The organism is Sphingomonas colocasiae (assembly GCF_019880585.1).
Taxonomy (GTDB): domain Bacteria; phylum Pseudomonadota; class Alphaproteobacteria; order Sphingomonadales; family Sphingomonadaceae; genus Sphingobium_A; species Sphingobium_A colocasiae.
This window is the reverse complement of sequence record NZ_JAINVV010000002.1, coordinates 59191-82159: the sequence shown is the minus strand read 5'-3', so window position 1 is coordinate 82159 and position 22969 is coordinate 59191. Positions and strand designations below refer to the sequence as shown.

At 65.1% G+C, this 22969-nt stretch carries 18 protein-coding genes; 6 read left to right on the top strand and 12 right to left on the bottom strand.

From position 1 onward, the window contains the following. Positions 1-108 precede the first annotated feature (108 nt). Positions 109-2136 carry an elongation factor G gene (locus K7G82_RS03545; protein WP_222988465.1) on the top strand — a complete coding sequence of 676 codons (2028 nt, stop codon included), beginning with the start codon at positions 109-111 and terminating at the stop codon, positions 2134-2136. 186 nt (positions 2137-2322) lie between these two features. Continuing rightward, positions 2323-3651 carry a dicarboxylate/amino acid:cation symporter gene (locus tag K7G82_RS03540; RefSeq protein WP_222988464.1) on the top strand — a complete coding sequence of 443 codons (1329 nt, stop codon included), beginning with the start codon at positions 2323-2325 and terminating at the stop codon, positions 3649-3651. Between the two features lie 67 nt (positions 3652-3718). Here K7G82_RS03540 and K7G82_RS03535 read toward each other — a convergent pair whose 3' ends face one another. From K7G82_RS03535 to dapA, 9 genes are all read right to left on the bottom strand, one after another. After that, positions 3719-4345 (bottom strand): glutathione S-transferase family protein, encoded by a 627-nt coding sequence (locus K7G82_RS03535; protein WP_222988463.1) that lies wholly within the window; start codon positions 4343-4345, stop codon positions 3719-3721. 296 nt (positions 4346-4641) lie between these two features. Next, positions 4642-5709, bottom strand: a complete 1068-nt coding sequence (gene recA / locus K7G82_RS03530) for a recombinase RecA (protein WP_222988462.1) — start codon at positions 5707-5709, stop codon at positions 4642-4644. Between the two features lie 197 nt (positions 5710-5906). Further along, positions 5907-7886 (bottom strand): serine hydrolase domain-containing protein, encoded by a 1980-nt coding sequence (locus K7G82_RS03525; RefSeq protein WP_222988461.1) that lies wholly within the window; start codon positions 7884-7886, stop codon positions 5907-5909. A 134-nt stretch (positions 7887-8020) separates the two neighbouring features. Next, entirely contained in the window at positions 8021-9451 is a 1431-nt protein-coding gene (locus K7G82_RS03520; protein WP_222988460.1) for a serine hydrolase domain-containing protein, read from the bottom strand. A 46-nt stretch (positions 9452-9497) separates the two neighbouring features. Further along, positions 9498-9848: a response regulator gene (locus tag K7G82_RS03515; protein WP_222988459.1), complete on the bottom strand. Its 351-nt coding sequence runs from the start codon at positions 9846-9848 to the stop codon at positions 9498-9500. A gap of 40 nt (positions 9849-9888) precedes the next feature. Next, on the bottom strand, positions 9889-12294 hold the full coding sequence (locus K7G82_RS03510; RefSeq protein ID WP_425517240.1) for a hybrid sensor histidine kinase/response regulator: 2406 nt from the start codon (positions 12292-12294) through the stop codon (positions 9889-9891). A gap of 65 nt (positions 12295-12359) precedes the next feature. Then, the gene (locus tag K7G82_RS03505) at positions 12360-12941 is read right to left on the bottom strand and encodes a DUF2062 domain-containing protein (RefSeq protein ID WP_222988458.1); all 582 of its coding nucleotides are present in this window, start codon (positions 12939-12941) and stop codon (positions 12360-12362) included. Beyond that, positions 12934-13416: an SsrA-binding protein SmpB gene (smpB, locus tag K7G82_RS03500; RefSeq protein ID WP_222988457.1), complete on the bottom strand. Its 483-nt coding sequence runs from the start codon at positions 13414-13416 to the stop codon at positions 12934-12936. The genes K7G82_RS03505 and smpB overlap by 8 nt, the downstream gene beginning before the upstream one ends. Further along, on the bottom strand, positions 13416-14291 hold the full coding sequence (gene dapA, locus K7G82_RS03495; RefSeq protein ID WP_222988456.1) for a 4-hydroxy-tetrahydrodipicolinate synthase: 876 nt from the start codon (positions 14289-14291) through the stop codon (positions 13416-13418). The genes smpB and dapA overlap by 1 nt, the downstream gene beginning before the upstream one ends. A 137-nt stretch (positions 14292-14428) precedes the next feature. Here dapA and K7G82_RS03490 point away from each other — a divergent pair, with 137 nt between their 5' ends. After that, positions 14429-16405: a lytic transglycosylase domain-containing protein gene (locus K7G82_RS03490; RefSeq protein WP_246623236.1), complete on the top strand. Its 1977-nt coding sequence runs from the start codon at positions 14429-14431 to the stop codon at positions 16403-16405. Between the two features lie 238 nt (positions 16406-16643). Then, a complete protein-coding gene (gene greB, locus K7G82_RS03485) occupies positions 16644-17126 on the top strand; it encodes a transcription elongation factor GreB (protein ID WP_222988454.1) in 483 nt (160 codons plus the stop codon). Positions 17127-17141: 15 nt separating this feature from the next. On the opposite strand, the gene K7G82_RS03480 is transcribed toward greB, so the two are convergent. Both K7G82_RS03480 and aspS read right to left on the bottom strand, forming a co-directional pair. Beyond that, complete coding sequence (locus K7G82_RS03480) at positions 17142-17942, bottom strand: polyphosphate kinase 2 family protein (RefSeq protein WP_222988453.1); 801 nt, start codon at positions 17940-17942, stop codon at positions 17142-17144. A gap of 91 nt (positions 17943-18033) precedes the next feature. Further along, positions 18034-19815: an aspartate--tRNA ligase gene (gene aspS / locus K7G82_RS03475; RefSeq protein WP_222988452.1), complete on the bottom strand. Its 1782-nt coding sequence runs from the start codon at positions 19813-19815 to the stop codon at positions 18034-18036. 103 nt (positions 19816-19918) lie between these two features. Here aspS and rnd point away from each other — a divergent pair, with 103 nt between their 5' ends. Next, a complete protein-coding gene (gene rnd / locus K7G82_RS03470) occupies positions 19919-21100 on the top strand; it encodes a ribonuclease D (RefSeq protein ID WP_222988451.1) in 1182 nt (393 codons plus the stop codon). Beyond that, on the top strand, positions 21097-21378 hold the full coding sequence (locus K7G82_RS03465; protein ID WP_222988450.1) for an I78 family peptidase inhibitor: 282 nt from the start codon (positions 21097-21099) through the stop codon (positions 21376-21378). The genes rnd and K7G82_RS03465 overlap by 4 nt, the downstream gene beginning before the upstream one ends. Positions 21379-21393: 15 nt before the next feature. Here the strand turns inward: K7G82_RS03465 and K7G82_RS03460 are convergent, their stop codons facing one another. Next, positions 21394-22866, bottom strand: a complete 1473-nt coding sequence (locus tag K7G82_RS03460; protein ID WP_222988449.1) for a Ppx/GppA phosphatase family protein — start codon at positions 22864-22866, stop codon at positions 21394-21396. Between the last annotated feature and the right edge of the window lie 103 nt (positions 22867-22969).

Here is a 22969-nt window from a genome sequence, read left to right as displayed (position 1 = left end):
CGCGATCCATCGATATGCAGTCGCCCCTTGCATTCCGGCGCGCACAGGCAGAGCATGATTCGCACGCGGGGAAGAGGAGAAACAATCCCACGAGTTAGGAGAGGTCATATGGAGCATCAGGCAGGCGCTAGAGCCGTCGCGCTGGTCGGTCCGGCCGGCGCGGGCAAGACCAGTCTTGCGGAGGCATTGCTGTTCGCATCGGGCGCGATCCCGAGGCAGGGCGCGGTATCGGCGGGAACCAGTGTGGGCGATGCGAGCGCGGAAGCGCGATCCCGGGGCGGATCGACCGAACTCAACCTGATGCGTTTCGACTATCTCGGCGACAGTTTCACGCTGCTCGACACGCCGGGCGCGATCGGCTTCCAGGCGGACGGCGACGCCGCCGTGATGGCGGCGGACCTTGCGGTGATCGTGATCGATCCCGATGAAGCCCGCGCCGGCCTGGCCGAACCGTCGCTGCGCAGGCTGGAAGCGCTCGGCGTGCCCCATGCGATCTTCGTCAACAAGATCGACCAGGGGCGCGGATCGATCCGCGAATTGCTCGATGCGCTCCAGCCGCTCAGCCGCGCGCCGCTGATCGCGCGCCAGATCCCGATCCGCGACGGCGAGAAGGTGACCGGCTGCGTCGATCTCGCGCTGGAGCGCGCCTATCATTATCGACCGGGCAAGGAAGCCGAGCGCATCGAGATTCCGGGCGAATTGAAGGAGCGTGAAGCCTCCGACCGTTTCCGCATGCTCGAGCGATTGTCCGATCACGACGATTATCTGCTCGAGCAATTGCTGTCGGACGAAACGCCCGAACTCGAAACGGTGATATCCGATCTGGCGCGCGAGGCGCGCGACGGGCTGGTCGTGCCGGTGGTGTTCGGTTCCGCGCTCAACGGCTTCGGCGTGCACCGACTACTCAAGATGCTGCGCCATGAAACCGCGACCGCCGAGGCCGCGGCCGAACGGCTGGACTTGTCGGGCAGCGGCGCGTTCGTCTTCAAGGTGTCGCACGGCAGCGCGGTCGGCCGGCTCGCCTATGCGCGCATCTTCGGGGGCAGGCTGCCCGAGGGCGCGGAGTTGCACGACGCGGCGGGAGACAGCTTTCGCGTCGGTGGCCTCTTCTCTGTGCAGGGCGCCACGACCGCGAAGCTCGGCGCCGCCGAACCCGGCGCCATTGTCGCGCTCGCCAAGCTCGACGAGGCGCGCGCGGGCCGCTGGCTCGGCATCGGCGTCCGCCCCAAGGGCGAGCCTCCCGCCCTTGCCCGGCCCGCCACCAACGCCGCCGTCGCCATCGTGACCCGCGATCGCAAGGACGATGTCCGCCTGTCGACCGCGTTGCAGAAACTGATCGAGGAAGATCCGTCGCTTGCCTGGGAGCAGGACGAGGCTCTCCACGAAACGCTGTTGCGCGGGATCAACGACGAGCATCTGAACATGACGCTCGCCAGGCTCAAGCGGCGCTACGGCGTTGCGGTCGAGACGCGCAGGCCGGGCATCGCCTATCGCGAATCGATCCGCAAACCCGCCACCCAGCGCGGCCGCCACAAGAAGCAATCGGGCGGTCACGGCCAGTTCGGCGATGTCGTCATCGAAATCCGCCCGCAATCGCGCGGCGAAGGCTTTGCATTCGCGGATCGCATCACCGGGGGCGCCATTCCCAAGCAATGGATCCCGGCCGTCGAGGACGGCGTACAGGACGCGATGACCAAGGGGCCGCTGGGCTTTCCGGTGGTCGATGTGGCCGTGATGCTGACCGACGGCTCCTTCCATTCGGTCGACAGTTCGGAACTCGCCTTCCGCACCGCCGGGCGGATCGCGATGGCGGATGCCCTGCCGCAATGCGCGCCCTATCTGCTCGAACCGGTTTGCCGCGTGACCGTCTCCACGCCAGGCAGCGCCACGTCGAAGGTCAGTTCCACCGTCTCCAGCCGGCGCGGTCAGGTGCTGGGGATCGACACGCGCGACGGCTGGTCGCGCTGGGACGTGGTCGAGGCGCTGGTGCCAGAGGCGGAACTGCACGGCCTCGACGCCGAACTGCGCTCGCTCAGCCAGGGACTGGCCAGTTTCGAGGCCCGCTTCGATCATCTCGCCGAACTGAGCGGCAAGCATGCCGAGGATGTCGTGAAACAGGCGAAAGCGACGGTTTGAACCATAAGCGCTTGACCGCCGCGCCATGATGCCCTTCCTAGGGCGCTTCGTTGGACCTTGATCGTGCCGGGCGTTCGCCCGATGCGGTCAAGGTCCGATCATATCGAGCAGGATCCGGCTCGATTGGAGGCGAAGGCGCGTGGCGCCATTGCCCATATGGCCGGAATCACCTTGGGGGAGAACATCGTGGCCAAGCGCCTGACGACCTATATTCTGATCGGGCTGGCGCTCGGCCTCGTGATCGGCTGGGCAATCAATGCCGGTATCGCCGACGGCAGCGAGGCGGCCAATGAGCGCCTCAAGGAAATCGCGGGCTATTTCTCGATCGTAACCACCTTGTTCCTGCGGCTGATCAAGATGATCATCGCACCGCTGGTCTTCTCCACGCTGGTCGTGGGCATCGCGCATATGGGCGACACCGCGGCGCTTGGGCGCGTCGGCCTGCGTTCGCTGACCTGGTTCATCGGCGCCAGCCTGGTGTCGCTGACCCTCGGCCTCGTGCTCGTCAACCTGCTCCAGCCCGGCGTCGGGCTCAACCTGCCGCTGCCGCCCGTCACCGAATCGGCCGGGCTGGCGAAGGCCGGTTTCAGCCTGAAGGATTTCATCACCCATCTGGTGCCCGCATCGATGATCGAGGCGATGGCGACCAACGAGATCCTGCAGATCGTCGTCTTCTCGGTGTTCGTCGGCGTCGCGATCACTGCGGTCGGCGAAAAGGCCGCGCCGCTCGTCAAGGCGACCGAAGCGCTCGTCCACGTCATGCTGCAGATCACCGATTATGTGATGCGCTTCGCGCCCATCGCGGTGTTCGCGGCGGTCGCCGGCACGCTCACCGAGCGCGGCCCGGGGGTGATCGGCGATCTCGCCTATTTCATGGGCAGCTTCTATCTGGGCCTCATCATCCTGTGGGCCTTGCTGCTCGGCGTCGCCTTCCTGGTCGTCGGCAAACGCACCGGCCTGCTTGTCCGCTATCTGCGCGAACCGATCCTGCTGGGCTTCTCCACCGCATCCTCCGAAGCCGCATTCCCGCGCACGCTGGAAGCGCTGGACCGCTTCGGCGTGCCGCCGCGCATTGCCAGCTTCGTGCTGCCGCTGGGCTATTCGTTCAATCTCGACGGCTCGATGATGTACATGACCTTCGCGGCGATCTTCATCGCCCAGGCCTATGGCATCGACCTGACGCTCAGCCAGGAAATCACGCTGCTGCTGGTGCTGATGGTGACCAGCAAGGGCATCGCCGGCGTGCCCCGCGCCAGCCTGGTGGTGATCGCGGCGACGCTGCCGCTGTTCAAGATCCCCGAAGCCGGCCTGTTGCTGATCCTGGCGGTCGACCATTTCCTCGACATGGGCCGCACCGCGACCAACGTCATCGGCAATGCTGTGGCAAGCACGGTGATCGCGAAATGGGAAGGCGGGCTCGATCCGATCGAACCCGCGGAATCCGATCCGCCGAAGGCGCCGAGCAATGTTCCCGGCGCGGCGGAAAAGGCACCGGACAGCTTCCGCGACGTTTGACCCGCGTTCGGGAGCGGAAACATCCACACGTCCTTCCGGCAAAAGCCGGAATGACGTGTTGGCTCCTTCAAGCGTAGGCGTACGGCCCGCCCCGCTCCAGCGCGGCGGCATAGGCGGGCCGGGCATGGATGGCATCGAGCCATGCGATCGTCGCCGGGCGCGACGCATCGAGACCGGCACGCTGCCGCGACGCTTCCAGCGGAAAGCTCATCATCACATCGGCGGCGGTGAAGACATCGCCCGCGAACCACGGCCGCGACGCCAGCTCGGCCTCGACGAAATCGAGATGCTGATCGACCATCGATTGAATGCGGCCACGGGCGGGACGCCCCAGCAGGCCGAGCTTGTTGATGACGAGCATCACCAGCAGCGGCGGCATCATCGAGCCTTCGGCATAATGGAGGAAATGGCGATAGCGTAGCGCCGCTTCCCGATGCGCGGGCGGGCCAAGGCGGCCATCGCCGATCTCGACCAGATATTCCAGGATCGCCGCCGTTTCAGCGACGATGCGTCCGTCATGTTCGATGACGGGCGATTTGCCGAGCGGATGAACCGCCTTGAGCTCCGGCGGCGCCAGCATGGTCCTCGGATTTCGTTCGTAGCGCTTGACCGTATAGGGCAGGCCAAGTTCCTCGAGCATCCAGAGAACACGCTGCGACCGCGAATTTTCAAGATGATGGACGGTGATCGTCATCGGCGTCTCCCGGCCGCCCGTTCATGAATAGAGCGGCAGGCGGCGTCGAGCCACAGTCTCGCATCTTTCGCACGAATGGCGAGAGGGATTTCTCGAGAGCTGCTCAGCCGCTTCGGGATTCCATCAGAACATCCCTCGCCGTCATTCCCGCGCACACGGAAATCCAGGGACACAGAGCTTGATGATCGACATTTTTCTGGATCCCCGCATGCGCGGGGATGACAGGAAAGTCGCGTCAAACACGAAAGGCCCGCCGACATGCGACGGGCCTTCCCTGTGCTTGAAGCGTAAGCCGATCAGATATCGTCGTCCGCCTCGGGTCCGGTCATCATTTCCTCGGACACCTTCTCGGTGCGCGCACGGATCGCGCCCTCGAGTTTCGCGGTGAGCTCGGGGTTTTCCTTGAGGAAGGTCTTGGCGTTCTCGCGCCCCTGCCCGATCCGGACCGAGTCGTAGGAGAACCAGGCGCCCGATTTCTCGACAAGCCCGGCCTTCACGCCGAGATCGAGGATTTCGCCGATCTTCGAGACGCCTTCGCCATACATGATGTCGAATTCGACCTGCTTGAACGGCGGCGCGACCTTGTTCTTCACCACCTTCACGCGCGTGGTGTTGCCGACGATATCGTCACGATCCTTGATCTGGCCGGTGCGGCGGATGTCGAGACGGACCGACGCATAGAATTTCAGCGCATTGCCGCCCGTCGTCGTCTCCGGATTGCCATACATCACGCCGATCTTCATGCGGAGCTGGTTGATGAAGATCACGATGCAGCGCGAACGGCTGATCGAGCCGGTCAGCTTGCGCAGGGATTGCGACATCAGGCGCGCCTGCAGGCCGACATGGCTGTCGCCCATCTCGCCCTCGATTTCGGCCTTCGGCACCAGCGCGGCGACCGAGTCGACGACGAGGACGTCGATCGCGTTGGAGCGCACCAGCGTATCCGTGATCTCCAGCGCCTGCTCGCCCGTATCGGGCTGCGAGACGATCAGTTCGTCGATGTCGACGCCCAGTTTCTTCGCATAGACGGGATCGAGCGCATGTTCCGCGTCGACGAACGCGGCGGTGCCGCCCATCTTCTGCGCTTCGGCGATGACATGCAGCGCCAGCGTGGTCTTGCCCGAGCTTTCCGGGCCGTAGATCTCGATAACCCGGCCGCGCGGCAAACCGCCGATGCCGAGTGCGATGTCGAGCCCGAGCGATCCGGTGGAGATCGCCTCGACCTCCATCGCCTCGCGCGAGCCGAGCTTCATCGCCGATCCCTTGCCGAATGCGCGATCGATCTGGGCGAGCGCCGCCTCCAGTGCTTTCTGCCTGTCCATATTTCCCTTGTCGGATTCGATGAGCTTGAGTTGTGCCGCCATGGCCCGCCCTTTCCGTAGATCGATCGCGTGATCCGTTCAACGCATGATGGCGGTGTATATGATTTGTTCCAAAAGAACAAGAGTGGAACATAATTTTGTTCCAGCAATGTTCCAACACGAAAGGGCGAGGCGTTTCCGCCCCGCCCTTTCCGGCTGAAACATGGGGAGGCGCCCGGCATCCGCCGGACGCCTTCTCCTTAGAAATTCGCGCCCAGGCTGATCAGCTTGAACACGAAAGCGACCCACAGCAACACGAACGCGGCAAGCGCCAGCAGCACGCTCCAGGTCTTGGAGAACCAGCCGCGCCGCGCCTTGAAAGCCCGCACCGCATTCCAGACCGCCAGACCGAACAGACCGGGAATGACGAGGATGCCCAGGATCTGCAGCAGCCAGATACCGGTGGCGGGTGTCGTTCCCTCGAAGGCGACCGAGATCAGGAACATCCAGCCGAGCGGTACCGCCAGCGCGAGCCAGCAGAACAATCGCACCACCCGATAGGTCGAAAGATCGCGTCCGGTAAGCGCCAGCGCGGCGCCATAGCGACGGCGGTTGATCGCCCCTGCCGGCCAGGACAAGGCCGTCAGCGCGATCACGATCAGGCTCGCGATCAGCAGCGGCATCAGCCAGGCGGTGTCCTTGTGCCAAGGCGCCCGGTCGAACACCATGATCGGTGCGATCGGACCATAGGCGACACGGACGACCTTGCCGTTCTCCACCTTCGCGCCGAACAGTTCGCCATCCTCGACCGAACGCCAGATGAAGGGCGCGACCTCCACCCATTTGCGCGGCGCGTCACCCAGCGTGGTGAACGCATCGACCGAAAGCTTGCCGTCCTTGTCGGTCGTCACCTTGAGCTGGCTGAGCAGACCCAGCATCGCTCCGAAATTCTCGACCGCCGCACGGCTGTTCTCGTAAGTGCCGGCGACCATCGCCGCATGTTCCTTCGCCGTCGGCAGCTCCTTGGGCACCGCCGTATCCTTGGCGGGGAAATAACGGTCGGCGAACTGGCGGAAAAAAGCGGTGCGGATCGGGCTGATCGCGCCGTCCTTGCCCGCACTGTTCGCCGAAATGTAGATGCCCACCTTTTCCTGCGGGAACAGGATCAGTTCCGAATGGAACCATTTGGTGTCGCCGCCATGCGCGATCGCACTCTGGCCGTTCACCTTCTGCTCGTAGAAACCGAGCATCATCCGGTCGAGCCCCGGGATCGGATCATTGGCCGGCGAATGCATCAGCTTCGCGGTTTCGGGCTTCAGCAGCGGCCCGCCATCGGCGAGGTGCGCGATCATGAACTTGGCCATGTCGCCGCCGCTGATCGCCGAGCTGCCGGCCGGCGCCATCGCGATCAGCTCATAAGGCTTGGGCTCGGTCGAGGCGGCCTGATAGCCCTTGGCCATGAAGGGCTGGAGATTGGCCGGAAGCGGCTGGCGGAAGCTGGCATGCGTCATGCCCAGCCGCTGGAAGATGTTGCGTTCGATATAATCGTCGAACGGCATGCCGGAAAGGCGCTGGACGATATAGCCGGCCAGCGCGGTCGCATAGTTGGAATAGGCGGGCGTCGATCCCGGTGCATAGACGCGCTGCGGCGTCCAGCGCTTCAGCGCGGCCTCCAGCGAGGCGACCGGCCCCTTGTCGACGATCAGGTCCCGCCCCGCTTCCTCGAAGCCCGGGGTATGGGTCATGATGTTCCGCATCGTCAGGGGCTTGCCCTGATAGGCGGGGATCTTGAAATCGAGATAGGTGTTCACATCGGCGTCGAGATCGATCTTGCCCTGCTCGACGAGCTGCATCACCGCCGTCCAGGTATAGAGCTTCGACACCGATCCCGGCCGGAACAGGGTGGTGGCCGGATCGACGGGCTTGCGCGCGGCGACATCGGAGAAGCCGAAGCCGCGCTGCGTCAACACCTGTCCGTCCTTCACGATCACGACGACCGCGCCGGGAATATCCCCGCGCGCCAGCGCGTAAGGCATGAAGCCGTCGAGCCAGGTGTCCGCATCTTCCTTGGTCAGCGCGCGGCGGCCGTCGATCGCCGGCGCGGCGATCGCCCCGCCGGCGGCCGAAGTTGCGGCAGGCGCCGGAACCAGGGCCGGCGATGTCTGCTGCGCCTGCTGGGCAACACCCATGCCGGCGGCAAGCGTCAGCGCCGCCCCGAATAATGACTTGATCAGTCTCATATCGCTTTGAACCCCCGCCCTTATCGTGATGCCGCCGGATCGTCGCCAGCGGCTTGGGGGCATGCTGCCTCTTTTCCAATCGAGATGCAACGATCCCGATTGGAAATCAGAGGCCGATATGACGAAGGCCGATCCTATTCGGCGCGGCGGAATTCCAGGCCGTACATTTTGAGGACCGGTTTGCCGTCCGCCCCCGTCACGAAGCTGGCGGTCTGGCCATTCTCGCCATTGATCATGTCGGTGGGCGAGGTCGGCACGAATGTGAACGACGCGCCCATCGCTTCCAGGATCATGTTGCCGCCGCCGCTCCGGGCAGTGACCGTGACGCGATCTCCGCCGGCCTCGCCGATCCACTGGCCTTCGCGCGCGGCCAGCACATCGGGCGCGAGCGCAACGCTCTTGTGCGCGACCGGCTTGAAATCGGGCCAGCCATAGGCCTTGGCCACGCTGCGGACGATCTCCATCATCACCTGGCCGCCGGAATCGCCATTGGTCATCACCGCCACACCGTCTCCGGTGCGCGGGTGGATGATCCAGAATGCACGGAAGCCTTCGTTCGCGCCGCCGTGCGAAAAGGCGAGTGCGTCGCCCTCACCCTTCACGCTCGGCCCCAGGCCGTAATCGCCCATCACCGGCGTCGCCATCGCGGCCGCGGTCGCCGGGTTGAGCACCGCACCGGCCTCTCCCTTCCAGGCCTTGGTCAGCGCAAGGCCGAATTTCGCAAGATCCGTCGGCGTCGTCCACAGCCCAGCCGCCGCCCCTTCGGGATAGGTGTGCCACCCGCCGGCGATCGGCTTGCCGTCTTCGCCATGGCCGTGCGCGAAGCTGCCCTTGGCAGGCAGGGCATAGCCGCTCAGCGTCATCCCCGCCGGCACCAGCACCCGATCACGCACGACATCCCCGAAAACCTTGCCCGTCGCATCCTCGATCATCTGCTGCGCGATCTGATAGCCGCCGCCGGAATATCGCCAGCGCTCGCCCGGCTTCGCTTCGGAGACCACGGCCTTGGTGTTGGCGGGCGGTGTACCGTTCAGCACCTGGATGTTGGTGGCGACCGGAACGCCCTGGGCATAGCCCGGAAATCCGTGAATGGTCGTGCCGCCGGTATGCGACAGCAGCGCGCGCAGCGTGACGGGCTTGTCCCTGGTGAAATCGCTGGCCGGCAGTTTCCAGCTCTTGAGCGTCGCATTGACGTCGGTATCGAGCGAAAGCGTGCCTTGCTGGACCAGCGAAAGCGCGGCGATCGCCGCCACCGGCTTGCTGATCGACGCGGCCTGGAACCGCGTATCGGGCGTGACCGGAGCCTTTCCATCGGCCGAAACCACGCCATAGCCGCGCGACCAGACGATCTTGCCATTGTCGACCACCGCAATGCTGACGCCAGGCACTTTCCAGCGTGCCATGCGCTGTTCGATCGTCCAGCTTTCCGCCTTGCCGTCGATGATCGTCGCCGCGATCAAGCCTGTTTCGACCGTGCGCTGCTGAGCCGTGGGCGCGGTTTGCGCGACGGCCGGGACAGCGAACAGCACGGCACCGAATGCCGCCGACACCAAAAGATTACGCATCATGCCTCCCCGACTCAAAGTCTTGTCGGGGCGATTGGTCGGCGAGTCAGATCAAGGCGTCAAGAGCGGCCCTGACGCCGTCCATCGTATAGGGCTTCGCAAGCATCGGCGCGGCGCGATGCGCCTCCGGCGCGCCGTCGGCGTTGCCGCCGCTCGCCAGCAGGAACGGCTTGCCCGCCGCTCTCAGCGCATCGGCGACCGGCCAGCAATGTTCGCCGCCGCGCAGATTGACGTCGAGGATCGCGGCGTCGAACGCGCCAGCCTCGACCAGCGGCATCGCCGCCGCGATGCAGTCGGCCGATCCCGCGACCTGATGATCGAGAGCGTCGACGAAATCCTCGAGCATCATGGCGATCAAGGGCTCGTCTTCGACGATAAGGATGCGTAGCCCCGGCATTGGCGGCTTCATAGCAGCCAAAGCATTCCGCGAAAGACCTTTATTTCGCTTCCATCACCGAACGCGCCGCTTCGGCGAGTTGCTGGACGGAGAACGGCTTTGGCAGGAAGGCCACACGATCGAGGTCGATCGATTTGCGAAGCTGCTCCTCGGCATAGCCGGACATGAACAGGATCGGCAGATCCGGCCAGGTCTTGCGGGCGATCCGAACCATCGTCGGCCCATCCATGGTCGGCATCACCACATCGGAGATCAGCATGTCGATCGCCGCGCCGCTGTTCAGCACCTCGAGCGCATCCTCCCCGTTCGAGGCGGTCAGCACGGTATAGCCATGACGGGTGAGCGCACGCTCGGCGACCGCGCGGACCATATCCTCGTCCTCGACGAGCAGGATCGTGCCCGATCCCCAGAGCTCGCCCTGCTTCAGTTTGGTCGGTTTCACCGTCTCCACCGCCGGATCGACATGATGGACGGGCAGATAGATGGTGAAGCGGGTGCCCTCGCCCGGCTTCGAATCCGCGAAGATGAAGCCGCCGGACTGTTTGACGATGCCGTAGACGGTCGAAAGGCCGAGACCGGTCCCCTTGCCCACTTCCTTCGTGGTGAAGAAGGGCTCGAAGATCTTGGGCAGGATCTCCGGCGGAATGCCCGAGCCCGTGTCGGAAATGCTGAGTGCGGTATAATCGACGATCGGCAGCAACTCGCTGCCCATCTGGCGCACTTCGGACGCCGGCACCGCGAATGTCTGGATGGTCACCGTGCCGCCGCCACGCCCCTGCATCGCATCGCGCGCATTGACCGCAAGATTGACGATCACCTGTTCGAGCTGGCCTGGATCGGCGCGCACCGCGCCCAGGTCGCGGCCATGGCTGACTTCCAGAACGACAGTCTCGCCGAGCAGCCGCTTGAGCAGGTTCGACACTTCCGAAATGACGTCGGGCAATTGCAGGATCTGCGGACGCAGCGTCTGCTGGCGCGAAAAGGCGAGAAGCTGTCGCGTCAGGCTGGCCGCGCGGTTCGAATTGCTGCGGATCTGCTGGATATCGTCATAATCGCTGTCGCCCGGCGCATGGCGCATCAGCATCAGATCGCAATGGCCGATGATCGCGGTCAGGATATTATTGAAATCGTGCGCGACGCCGCCGGCAAGCTGGCCGACCGCCTGCATCTTCGTCGCCTGTTCCGCCTGGCGCTTGAGCTTCGATTCCTCGCTGGTATCCTTCAGGCTCAGCAGCACCGCCGCCTCGCCCAACCCGCGCGCACCCGCGATCGTCAGCGCGACGGGCTCTTCCGGATTGGCGCGCAGCCGCACCGCGATATCGCCCGATAGAGCCTGCTGGCCGGTGCCGAAGCGCCGCACCGTATCGGCCACCGCCGCCTTGTCCTCGCGCACCACCAGATCGCCCGGATAGACGGGCATGGTGCCAGGCTCGATCGTCGCCGCGCGCGCGAACGCCTCGTTGATGAACAGGAAGCGGCCGTCGCGATCGGTAAGCGCCAGCCCCAGCGGCAGCATCGAAAGCAAGGTCTGGAGGTGCCGGCCGGTGCCGCTCTTGCCCGCGAAACGCTCAGGCTGGGCCGCATCGTCATCGATCAGGAAGATCAATGTCGGGCTCTCGATCATGCCGGCTTCGAGCGGCATCTGCATCAGCCTGAGCGGATTGCCTTTCGGTCCTTCCTCGGCGAAGCGCAGCACGCCTTCGCGATCGGAGGTCAGCATGGTGACGAAGTCGCGCCCCTCGATCGCCGCGTCGGGACGTCCCGCCGCGCGGACGATGAAGGCGCGGTTGGCGGTGCGCACGCGCCCTTCCCCGCCGACGAGCGCGACCATGATCCCGGCCTCGCCCAGCCGGTCGCCGCCGTCGCCCTCGATCAGCCGGCGCGCCTCCGCCCGCAGGTCGAGCGTGCGATGCCGGGTGAAGCGCCAGAGCAGGTGATCCTCGGCGCGGCCGCTGCGGATGACACGTGCTGCCAGGCGCGCGCCATTGGCTTCGATCAGGTCGACGCTGCCCAGTCCGTCACGCCAGGCCTCCCGGCCGGCGGCGGTCAACTGCGTGACGCCGCCCTGCCCGATCGGCAGGCTCGGCGGGGTCGCGAAGCCCTGAAACCATTCGCCGTAGAGATTGTTGGCGCAGACGAGGCGCCCTGCACGATCGGTGATCGCGATCGCCGCGCCGTCATTGTCGGCGGCCTCGCGCGTCAGCGACCAGTCGATCCCGCCGGCCTGCACATCCGCGGGCGGATAGAGCCGACGGAACACGATCATCAGCGTGCCCGCCGTCACGATCGCCGCCGCGAAAGCGGCCGCCATCACGCTATTTGCCGTGGCGTAGAGAATCAGGAGCGCCGATACGAACGCGCCGCCGCCGATCATCGCCCAGAGCATGCGATCCGGTGCGTCGGGCAACGGATCGGGGCGGTTGGTGAGGAGCGGCGGTGCGGACATGCGTGATCTCCGTCTTCGCCGCCGTTCAGCCGGGCGTCAAGCGCCCCGCGAGCCCATGCCGAAGATCAGGGCGTGTGCACCGGCACGTCGATATGACCATGGCCGCGCCGCCGCCATTTCGCGCCGATCCACCAGCGCCAGAACAGCGCGGCGATCACATAGCCGAGCGCTGCCGCGATCACCGAAATGATGAACAGCCCCGCCAGCAGCGCCGGTGCCGCATCGGAAAAGAACCACGCCGCCCAATCGGCCAGGCTCGCGCCTTCCGAGAACAGGGTCGACAAGGTCGTCACATCGGCATGCAGCCCGAAAGCCCGGTTTCCGACGAAGATCGACGCCGCAAGCAGGAACGGTGTGGTTGCCGGATTGCTGAGGAAGGTCATCGCCGCGCCGATCGGGATGTTCGCGCGGCACGGCAGTGCCAGCATGGCGACACCGATGATCTGGATGCCCGGGATCAGCAGGAATATGCCGACGAACAGGCCCAGTGAAACGCCGCGCGGCACCGATCGCCGCGTGAAGCGCCACAATTCGCTATGCGCGATGCGATGCGCGAACGGACGCAGCCAGCGGCTTTCGATCAGTTCCTCTCGGCGAGGACTGTTGCGGCGCACCCACGCCGCGAATTTTCCGGGCTCCCTAGCCACGGTCGCGCAGGATCCTGGCCTGGTCGCGCTTCCAGTCGCGCTCACGTTCGGTCTCACGCTTGTCGTGCATCTTCTTGCCCTTTGCGAGCGCGAGCTCGACCTTGGCACGCCCCTTGCCGTTGAAATAGATCGAGAGCGGGATGAGCGTCATGCCCTCGCGCTGGACGCCGACGCGCAGCTTGTTGATCTGGCGTTCGTGCAGCAGCAGCTTGCGCGGCCGCTTCGGCTCGTGATTGAAACGATTGCCATGGCTGAACTCGGGCACATTGGCGTTGACGAGCCAGACCTGGTCGTCGCGGACCTCGGCATAGCTTTCCGCGATCGATCCCTCACCGAATCGCAGCGATTTCACTTCGGTGCCGGTCAGCGCGATTCCCGCCTCGAAGAACTCCTCGAGGAAATATTCATGCCGCGCCCGCCGATTCTCGGCGACCGTCTTGACCTTGTCGAATTCGGTGGGGCGCGGACGAGCCATCAGGTGAGACCAGCAATCTCCATCGCCGCATCCACCGCCGCGCGGCTCGCGGCGGACGGAAGCGTCATCGGCAGACGGACGTCGGGGGAGAAATCGTTGCGCATCCGGTTGAGTGCGTATTTCACCGGACCAGGTGAAGCGTCGCTGAACAGCGCGGCGTGAAGCGGATAGAGCCGATCCTGAAGCTGCAGCGCGATATCCCAGTCGCCGGCCGCGCAGGCCGCCTGGAATTCGGCGCACAGCCGGGGCGCGACATTGGCGGTGACCGAAATACAGCCGACGCCGCCCATCGCCATGAAGCCCAGCGCCATATCGTCATTGCCGGAAAGCTGGCAGAAACCGGCGCCGCAAGCGAGCCGCTGCGCCGTCACCCGTGCGACATTGCCGCACGCGTCCTTGACGCCGATCACCGTCGGCAGCGCGGCCAGCCGTGCCATCGTCGCCGTCTCGATATCGGTGATCGTGCGGCTCGGCACATTATAAAGCATGATGGGCAGGTCGCAGCGCTCGGCCAGATACGCGAAATGCGCGTAGACACCCTCTTGATTGGGCTTGTTGTAATAGGGTGCAACGACAAGCGCGGCGGCGGCCCCCGCTGCCTTCGCGACCTTCATATGCTCAAGCGCGACCACGGTGTCGTTCGAACCACAGCCGGCGATCACGGGCACCCGGCCCGCCGCCTGCTCGATCGTGACCTCGATGACGCGATTATGCTCTTCGATCGTCATCGTCGCGGATTCGCCGGTGGTTCCACAGGGCACGAGTCCCTTGCTTCCCTCGGCGATCTGCCAGTCGATAAAGGCACGAAAGGCGCTCTCGTCGAACACCCCGTCGCGAAACGGCGTCGCCAGAGCCGGAATCGACCCGGAAAACATGCCTTTGCTCCTTCAATTCGTCGCAGGACCGCGTCTATAGATCGCGCATGCCACATAGGTTTCGTTGTTCAGCGCCTGATAAGGACCGCACTGCCAAAATGTCCAGCATGGTTGTACGATTGATTGCAGCAGGATTGATGCTTTCGGCATCGAGCGTGGCGATGGCGGAGACGCTGAGCCCCGACCAGAGGAGCTGGTACCAGGCGCAGCTTCAGGGCGTGAGCACCGGCGCACTGCGGCCAGGCCGCACCGATCCGGTGGCCGACGCCGTCGTGACATGGAACCGGCTGCGCCAGTCGGACAATTATTCCTTCTCCGACTATGCAAGTTTTCTTGTCGCGAATCCCGGCTGGCCGGGCGAATCCGCCATGCGGAAAACCGCCGAACGCGCAATCAATCCCAATAATTACTCGCCGCCGCAGGTGGCCGCCTATTTCGAGCGGATGCCGGCGCTGACGACCACGGGCGAAGCCCGCCATGCCATCGCATTGCTGGCGATGGGGCGGACCGAGCAGGCACGCGCCGTGGCGCGGCGTGCCTGGACCGGCGGCACGCTCTCCCCCGAGGACGAAGCGCGAATCATCGGCGCGTTCGGCAGCACGCTGACCAGCGCGGATCACGACCTCCGCATGGAGCGGCTGCTCTGGTCGAACGCCAGCAACGCGGCGGTCCGCCAGCTTTCCTTCATTGCGCCCGACAGGCGCCCGCTGTTCGAAGCGCGAATCGCGATGCAGACCAAGGCGGCCGATGCGGCGACCAAGGCGACGTCACTCGACGACCGGTTCCGGAACGACCCCGGCTATATCGTTGATCGCGCGGGCTGGCTGCGCACCACCGGCAACAGCCCGGCGGCACGCGCCTATCTTGCCGGGCCGCGCAGCCTGACGGTGCCGCCGCTCGATGCGGAGGAATGGTTCGAGACGCTGCTGACCAATGCGCGCGCCGCAGCGAACGATACGCAATGGACGCTCGCCTATAATATCGCGAGCCGGATCGACGATGGTTATGCGCCGGGCATCGACATCCGCGACCGCCCGATTGGCGAACGCGACGATTATACCAGCCTGGCATGGCTGGCGGGCACCACGGCGATGCAGAAACTCGGCCGCCCGGCCGATGCGATCGGGATGTTCGAACGCTATGCGCTCGCCGCGCGTTCGCCGCAGACTCAGTCCAAGGGCTTTTACTGGGCGGGCCGTGCCGCGCTCTCTGCCGGGCAGGCGGAACGCGCCAACGGCTTTTTCCAGCGCGCCTCCGAATTCAACGACCAGTTCTACGGCCAGCTCGCGCTCGAGCGGCTGGGCATGCCGATCCCGCCGCCCTCGATCGGGCCGACGATCACGCCGTCCGCCGCCGAACGCTCCGCCTTTTTCGATCGCAGCGTCGTGCGCGCCGCGCGCATGCTCGGCGAAATGGGCGACTGGCGCGATCAGACCCAGTTCCTGCGCACCATATCCAACGATGCGAAGAGCGATCTCGACCATCATTTCGCCGCCGAGCTGGCCAGCCAGATCCGTCGCCCCGATCTGGGCGTGATGATCGCGCGCAGCGCCCGCATCAACGGCCATAACGACTATGTCCGCAGCGGCTTTCCGGTGGTGACCTTGCCGAGCGGGCATGAATCGAACTTCACCATGGTCCATGCGATCACGCGCCAGGAAAGCCAGTTCGACCGCGAGGCCGTCAGCCATGCCGGCGCGCGCGGCCTGATGCAGCTGATGCCCGGCACGGCGCGCGAAACCGCCGGAAAGATCGGCGAAAGCTACAATCTCGCCAATCTCACCGGCGATCCGCTCTACAATATCCGGCTGGGATCGACCTATTTCCAGTCGATGCTCAACTATTTCGGCGGCAGCTATCCGCTGGCGGTCGCCGCCTATAATGCCGGCCCCGGCAATGTGAACAAGTGGCTGCGCGCCAATGGCGACCCGCGCACGCCGGGCATCGACATGATCGACTGGATCGAACAGATTCCGATCTTCGAGACGCGCAACTACGTTCAGCGCGTGCTCGAGAATGCAGTGGTCTACGACGCGATCAATCCGGACAAGGCGCGCAGCAAGGGCGCACGGACGCCACTGTCCTGGTATCTCGGGAAACGAAGCGCGGGTTAGAGCATTTTCGAGTTGACCTTTTACGGTCAGCGACTCGGAAAATGCGACTGCAAAAAACCAGAGCGTTTCCACTCGACGTGGGAACGCTCTGGCGATGGCGGTGGCCTGGGACCGCCCTTCCAGCTAGAGCGGCCGCGCGAAACCTGAATCGCGAAGTCCGCTCCAGATATTTGTGATCGCATCGTTTTTGCGGAAAACCGGTTCCCACTTTTCCGCGCGATGCTCTATTGCCCATGATATGAGCGCGGACCGTCCCAACTACATCACGCCCGCCGGCTATTCCCGGCTGCACGCCGAATATCAGCAATTGCTGTCCGACGAGCGCCCCAAGCTGGTCGAGGTCATTTCCTGGGCGGCGGGCAATGGCGATCGTTCCGAAAATGGCGACTATATCTATGGCCGCAAGCGCCTGCGCGAGATCGACCGACGCCTGGGCTGGCTCGCCAAGCGCATGAAGGCCGCGAAAGTGATCGATCCCGCGCAGCAGGAAGACCGCCGGCGCATCTTCTTCGGTGCCACGGTGACGATCGCCGACGAGGAGGATCGTACACGAACGCTCACCCTGGTGGGCGACGACGAAGCCGATGCGGGCAAGGGCCTGGTCGGATGGAACGCGCCGCTTGCCCGCGCCCTGCGCGGCGCCGCGATCGGCGATCTTCGTCGCGTGGAACTGCCGGCGGGCGTGATCGAATATGAAGTGACCGGGATCACTTATCCATAAGCGCCGCCCGAACGATCAATCCTCTTCGTCCGCCTTGTCGGGCTTGTAGCCGAACGCCTTGTGCGCCAGCTTCACGACCTCCGGATCCAGCGCCGGCGGCTCCATCTTCACGCCCGCTTCCAGCCGGTCGGCGACATGCATCATCGTGGCGATGCGCGCGGCCTTCTTGTTGTTGGCGTCGATCGCCTTCCACGGCGCCCAGCGCGTGTCGGTGATCGCGAACATGTCGTGCATCGCCTTGATATATTCGGCCCGGCGCGCGCGATTTCGGAAATCCTCCTCGCCGGTCTTCCAGCGCTTCCACGGGTGGTCGAGCCGGCTCGCCAGGCGCTTGTCCTGTTCGTGCTGCGTGATGTGAAGGAACAGCTTCACGATCGTCGTGCCGGCATCCTTCTGCTGCGCCTCGAACTCGTTGATCTCGTCATAGCCGCGCCGCCATTCGGATTCGCTGGCGAACCCCTCGACGCGTTCGACAAGCACGCGGCCGTACCAGGAGCGATCGAAGACCGCGATCTCGCGCGCACGCGGCAGGCGGCGCCAGAACCGCCAGAGGAAATGACGCTCCTTTTCTTCGGGCGTCGGCGCCGAAATCGGCCAAACCTCGAAATAACGCGGGTCGAGTTCGGCGGTCATCCGGCTGATCGCCCCGCCCTTGCCGGCCGCATCCCAGCCTTCGAACAGGATGATGGCGCGCGCGCCATGGCAGATATAGGCGGCCTGCACGCGCGCTAGCCGCTCCTGCGCGGCCTTCAGCGCCTCGTCATAATCGCCTTCGAACTTCTCGCCTTTTTCATAGTCGCTGAGGTCGATGGGCATGGCAGGCTCCTTGATCCCACGCCGAACGGGCACGGGATGTCCTGACATGCCCTCACCCGGCCCCTCCCGCAAGCGGGAGGGAACGGCGTGATCAGCTCTTTGCCGGCTGCTCGACGATCCGGATGTTGAGTTCGCGAAGCTGCTTGTCGGTCACGGCGCTCGGCGCGCCCATCATCAGGTCTTCCGCCTTCTGGTTCATCGGGAAGACGATGACTTCGCGAATGTTCGGCTCGTCGGCCAGCAGCATGACGATGCGGTCGATGCCCGGCGCCGATCCGCCGTGCGGCGGCGCACCGAACTTGAACGCGTTGATCATGCCCGCGAAATTGGTGTCGACCTCTTCCTGGCTGTAACCGGCGATCTCGAACGCCTTGTACATGATCTCCGGACGGTGGTTCCGGATCGCGCCCGAGCTCAACTCGATGCCGTTGCAGACGATGTCGTACTGATAGGCGAGGATATCGAGCGGATCCTTGGTCTCCAGCGCTTCCAGCTCACCCTGCGGCATCGAGAAGGGATTGTGGCTGAAGTCGACCTTCTTGTTGTCCTCGTCCCACTCGAACATCGGGAAATCGACGATCCAGCAGAATGCGAAGGCGTTGGCATCGATCAGGCCGAGTTGCTCGCCGGCCCGCGTGCGCGCCAGACCCGCCAGCTTCGCGGCGTCGGCTTCCTTGCCGGCGGCGAAGAACACGCCGTCATCGGGGCCGAGGCCAAGTGCCTCGATCAGCTTCGCGGTCGCTTCGGGACCGTGATTCTTGGCGATCGGGCCGCCGGCTTCACCACCCTTGATGTTGATATAGCCGAGACCCGAATAGCCTTCGGTGCGCGACCAGTCGTTCATCTCGTCGAAGAATTTGCGGCTGCGCTCACCCGCCTTGGGCGCCGGGATCGCACGGATCGTGCCGCCGCCCGCGACGATGCCGGCGAAGATGCCGAAGCCCGAGTCGCGGAAATGTTCGGTAACGTCGACGATCTCGATCGGGTTGCGCAGATCGGGCTTGTCGTTGCCGTATTTCAGCATCGATTCGCGATAGGGAATGCGCGGGAACGGCGCGGGCGTGACGCTGCGGCCGTTCGCGAATTCCTCGAACACGCCGTGCAGCACCGGCTCGATCGCGGCGAACACGTCGTCCTGCGTGACGAAGCTCATCTCGAAATCGAGCTGGTAGAATTCGCCCGGGCTGCGATCGGCGCGCGCATCTTCGTCGCGGAAGCAAGGCGCGATCTGGAAATAGCGATCGAAACCGGCGACCATCAGCAGCTGCTTGAACATCTGCGGCGCCTGCGGCAGCGCATAGAATTTTCCAGGATGGACGCGGCTGGGCACCAGATAGTCGCGCGCGCCCTCGGGGCTCGACGCGGTCAGGATCGGCGTCTGGAACTCGGTGAAGCCCTGGCCGATCATGCGCTGACGAATCGAGGCGATCACCTTGCTGCGCAGCACGATATTGGCGTGGATCCGCTCGCGGCGCAGATCGAGGAAGCGATAACGCAGGCGGATATCCTCGGGATATTCGGCGTCACCGAACACCGGCAGCGGCAATTCCTGCGCCTGCGACTGGATCGCCACGTCACGGGCGCGGATCTCGATCTCGCCGGTCGGCAGATTGGGGTTCACCGTCTCCGGCGAACGCGCGACGACATCGCCCGTCACCGTGATCACCGATTCGGCGCGAGCCTTGTCGATCACCTTGAACGCTTCCGAATCCACGTCGGTAACGATCTGGGTGATGCCGTAATGATCGCGAAGATCGACGAACAGCAATCCGCCGTGATCGCGCTTGCGATGGATCCAGCCCGAGAGGCGAACGCTCTCTCCAACCTGTGCGGCGCGCAATTCCGCGCATTTATGGGTGCGATAGGCGTGCATGATGCTCGTTTTTCCGGTTGTTCGTCGGCAATGCCGGTGAAAGGCCGCTAACACAGGGGCGAAGCGGCTTTGTCAACCCGCGAGACGGGTATAAGGGGACGCGATGCACGTTCATCCGCTCATCACCGACTCGAAGACCCTCTCCGATCTCTGCTCCCGCCTCGCGCGATCGCCCTTCGTGGCGGTCGATACCGAGTTCATGCGCGAGAACAGCTATTGGCCGGATCTCTGCCTGATCCAGATCGCCGACGAAAGCGAGGCGGCCGCGATCGATCCCAAGGCCGAAGGCATGGATCTGTCGCCGCTGCTCGAGCTGCTGGTCGATAATGAGGATGTGCTGAAGGTCTTCCATGCCGGCGGGCAGGATATCGAGATCGTCCATAATCTGACGGGCAAGACGCCACATCCGCTGTTCGACACGCAGATCGCGGCGATGGCGCTGGGGCAAGGCGATCAGGTCGGCTATTCCAACCTGGTCGACAGCTGGCTGGGCATCACGCTCGACAAGGGCGCCCGCTTCACCGACTGGAGCCGCCGCCCGCTCGACCAGCGCCAGATCGACTATGCGATCGGCGACGTCACGCATCTGGTGAAGATCTTCCCCAGGATGCTCGCGAAACTGCGCAAGACCGGCCGTGGCGACTGGCTGGATCAGGAAATGGAGCGGATCGCCGATCCCGACAATTACGTCACCATTCCCGAACAGGCATGGCAGCGAATCAAGGTGCCCAGCCGCAAGCCCGAAGTGCTCGGCCGGCTGAAGGCGCTGGCCGCGTGGCGCGAGCGCGAGGCGCAGAACAAGAATCTGCCGCGCGGCCGCATCGCCAAGGACGAAACGCTGGCCGACATCGCCGCGCATCCGCCGCGCGTCCAGTCCGATCTCGCCAAGGTCCGCGGGCTTTCCGGAAGCTGGGCGGGCAACGATATCGGCGCGCGCATGATCGCGGCGCTCGCGGCCGCGACGCCGCTGCCCGCCGCCGAGATGCCCGTCCGCGAAGATCGCACGCCGGGGCTGGGCAAGGACGGCACGCTGGTCGCAGACCTCCTCAAACTGCTGCTGAAGATCCGTGCACGCGAATCGAGCGTCGCGCCGCGACTGCTGGCGCGAACCGACGAGCTGGAAATGCTCGCCGCCGGCCGCCGCGACGGCCTGGCGATCCTGGAAGGCTGGCGGTTCGAACAGTTCGGCCGCGATGCCCTGGCGCTCGTCGAGGGCCGGCTTGCCTTTGCCGTGCGCGGTGGCAAGCTGATGATGACGATGGCGGATACGGAGGGCACGGCATGATGCGTTTCGGGCTGATCGGATGCGCGTTGCTGGCCGGGTGCGCGACGGTTCCGGCGGAGACAGCGGCGGGGGGCGGCGAATGCCGCAATGAGGGGCTGGCCGCCTATGTCGGGCGGACGGTGAGCGCCGAGCTGGGTGCGGAACTGCTCAAGATTTCAGGGGCACGCACCTTGCGCTGGGGACCGCCCGACAGCGCGATGACGATGGACTTCCGGCCCGACCGGCTGACCGTCAGCTACGATCGCGACAACAAGATCACCACGGCAAGCTGCGGCTGACGCTTCGCGAAGCGCTCAGGCGAGCGTCATCTCGCTGCCGAGCCCCATCGCGACGGCGAGTTGGCGATGTCGGCGCTCGACCGCTTCGCCATACAGTTCGGCATCCGGTGTCGCGATCGCCAATTGCAGCCGGTCCCCCACAACCGACAGGCGGCTCTGGCGAAGCGGCCCGGCGACACCGCCGCTGAAACGCTGGCCCAGCCGCATCGCCAGGCCCCAGAGCGCGGCCTTTTTCAGCGCATCGGGGCGTGCGAGCGGGGCAAGCTGCGCCAAAGGCGCGCTCCCCGCGCCGAAACTGGTGGCGAGCGCCTGCCCCATCATCGCGCGGCCCGTGGCATCGACGGCCGCCCAATTGCCGTGCAAGGCGATTTCAAGCCCGCGTTCCGCGCGGAATTCGGGGTTCGCATGCCAACCCACATCGGCAAGCAGGCACGCGGCATGCCGCAGGCGCGCGGTGGCCGGCGCCTCCTCCCCGAACAGCGGCGAAATCCACCGATCGAGCAGGTCGCCATGCTCCGGGAAACGGCTGAGCCGAGCCCCTTCCATCCGGGTCGCCGCGATCAGCGGATCGATGCGTCGCGTCTCCGCGTCGAGCCTGCCGAACATCAGTCCCTCGCGCAGACCCGACGCCGAAACGATCAACTCGCTTGGCCCAAGATGCGCGACCACTGCGGACAGCAAGGTCGCGGCGTCCCCGAGCGTCGGGATACGCGATGTCGAGAGCGTCGCAAGGTCCTGCAGCTTCTTGCGGTCGACCTTGGCGAGCGACCGCACCAGATGCGTCGCCCGGTCCGGCGGCATGCGATAATGATGGATGATGGGGAGCGGATAGCCGGTGAGATACATGTCGAGCCGCGCCAGCGCGCGCCACGAACCACCGACCAGATAAAAGGGCAGCCCCTCCGCCTGATCGAGCCAGCGCTGTTTCCGGACCATCTTGCCGAGCGTCGTGCGCAACGCCGATTTGCCCTTTGCGCGGATCGCCGCGAGCCTCAGCACGCCCAAGGGCAGCGAAATCGATTCATGCGTCGCGCCATCACGGACGCGGATAAGCTCCAGACTGCCGCCGCCCAGGTCCCCCACGATGCCGTCCGCGTCGGGAATCGCCGACAGCACGCCGAGCCCGGCCGCTTCGGCTTCCTGCTCCCCCGAAAGCAATTCGACGTCGAGGCCGAGTTCGCCGATGCGCCCAAGAATGTCGGCCGAATTCGCGGCTTCGCGGATCGCGGCGGTGGCGACGGTGCGCAGCCTCGCCACGTCCATCTCGTCGGCCAGACGGCGGAAGCGGCGCAATGCGCGCAGCATGACCTCGATCGAGGCCGAATCGATGACGCCATCGCGCGACAGGTTGCGCCCCAGACCCGCCATCACCTTTTCGTTGAAATAGATGTCGGGCAGCCGCTCCGGACCGTCGAAGACCACGAGTCGGATCGAGTTCGAGCCGATATCGATGATGGCGCGGCGCGGAATGCTGTTCTTGCCGCTCACCTCAGTCCGAACCCCATTTCATCGCCCGGACGAAGCCGGGGTCCATCCATCCATGGCGACGCACTGCGTCGCCCGGCTCTGCATAGGCTGCACGATCCGCCGG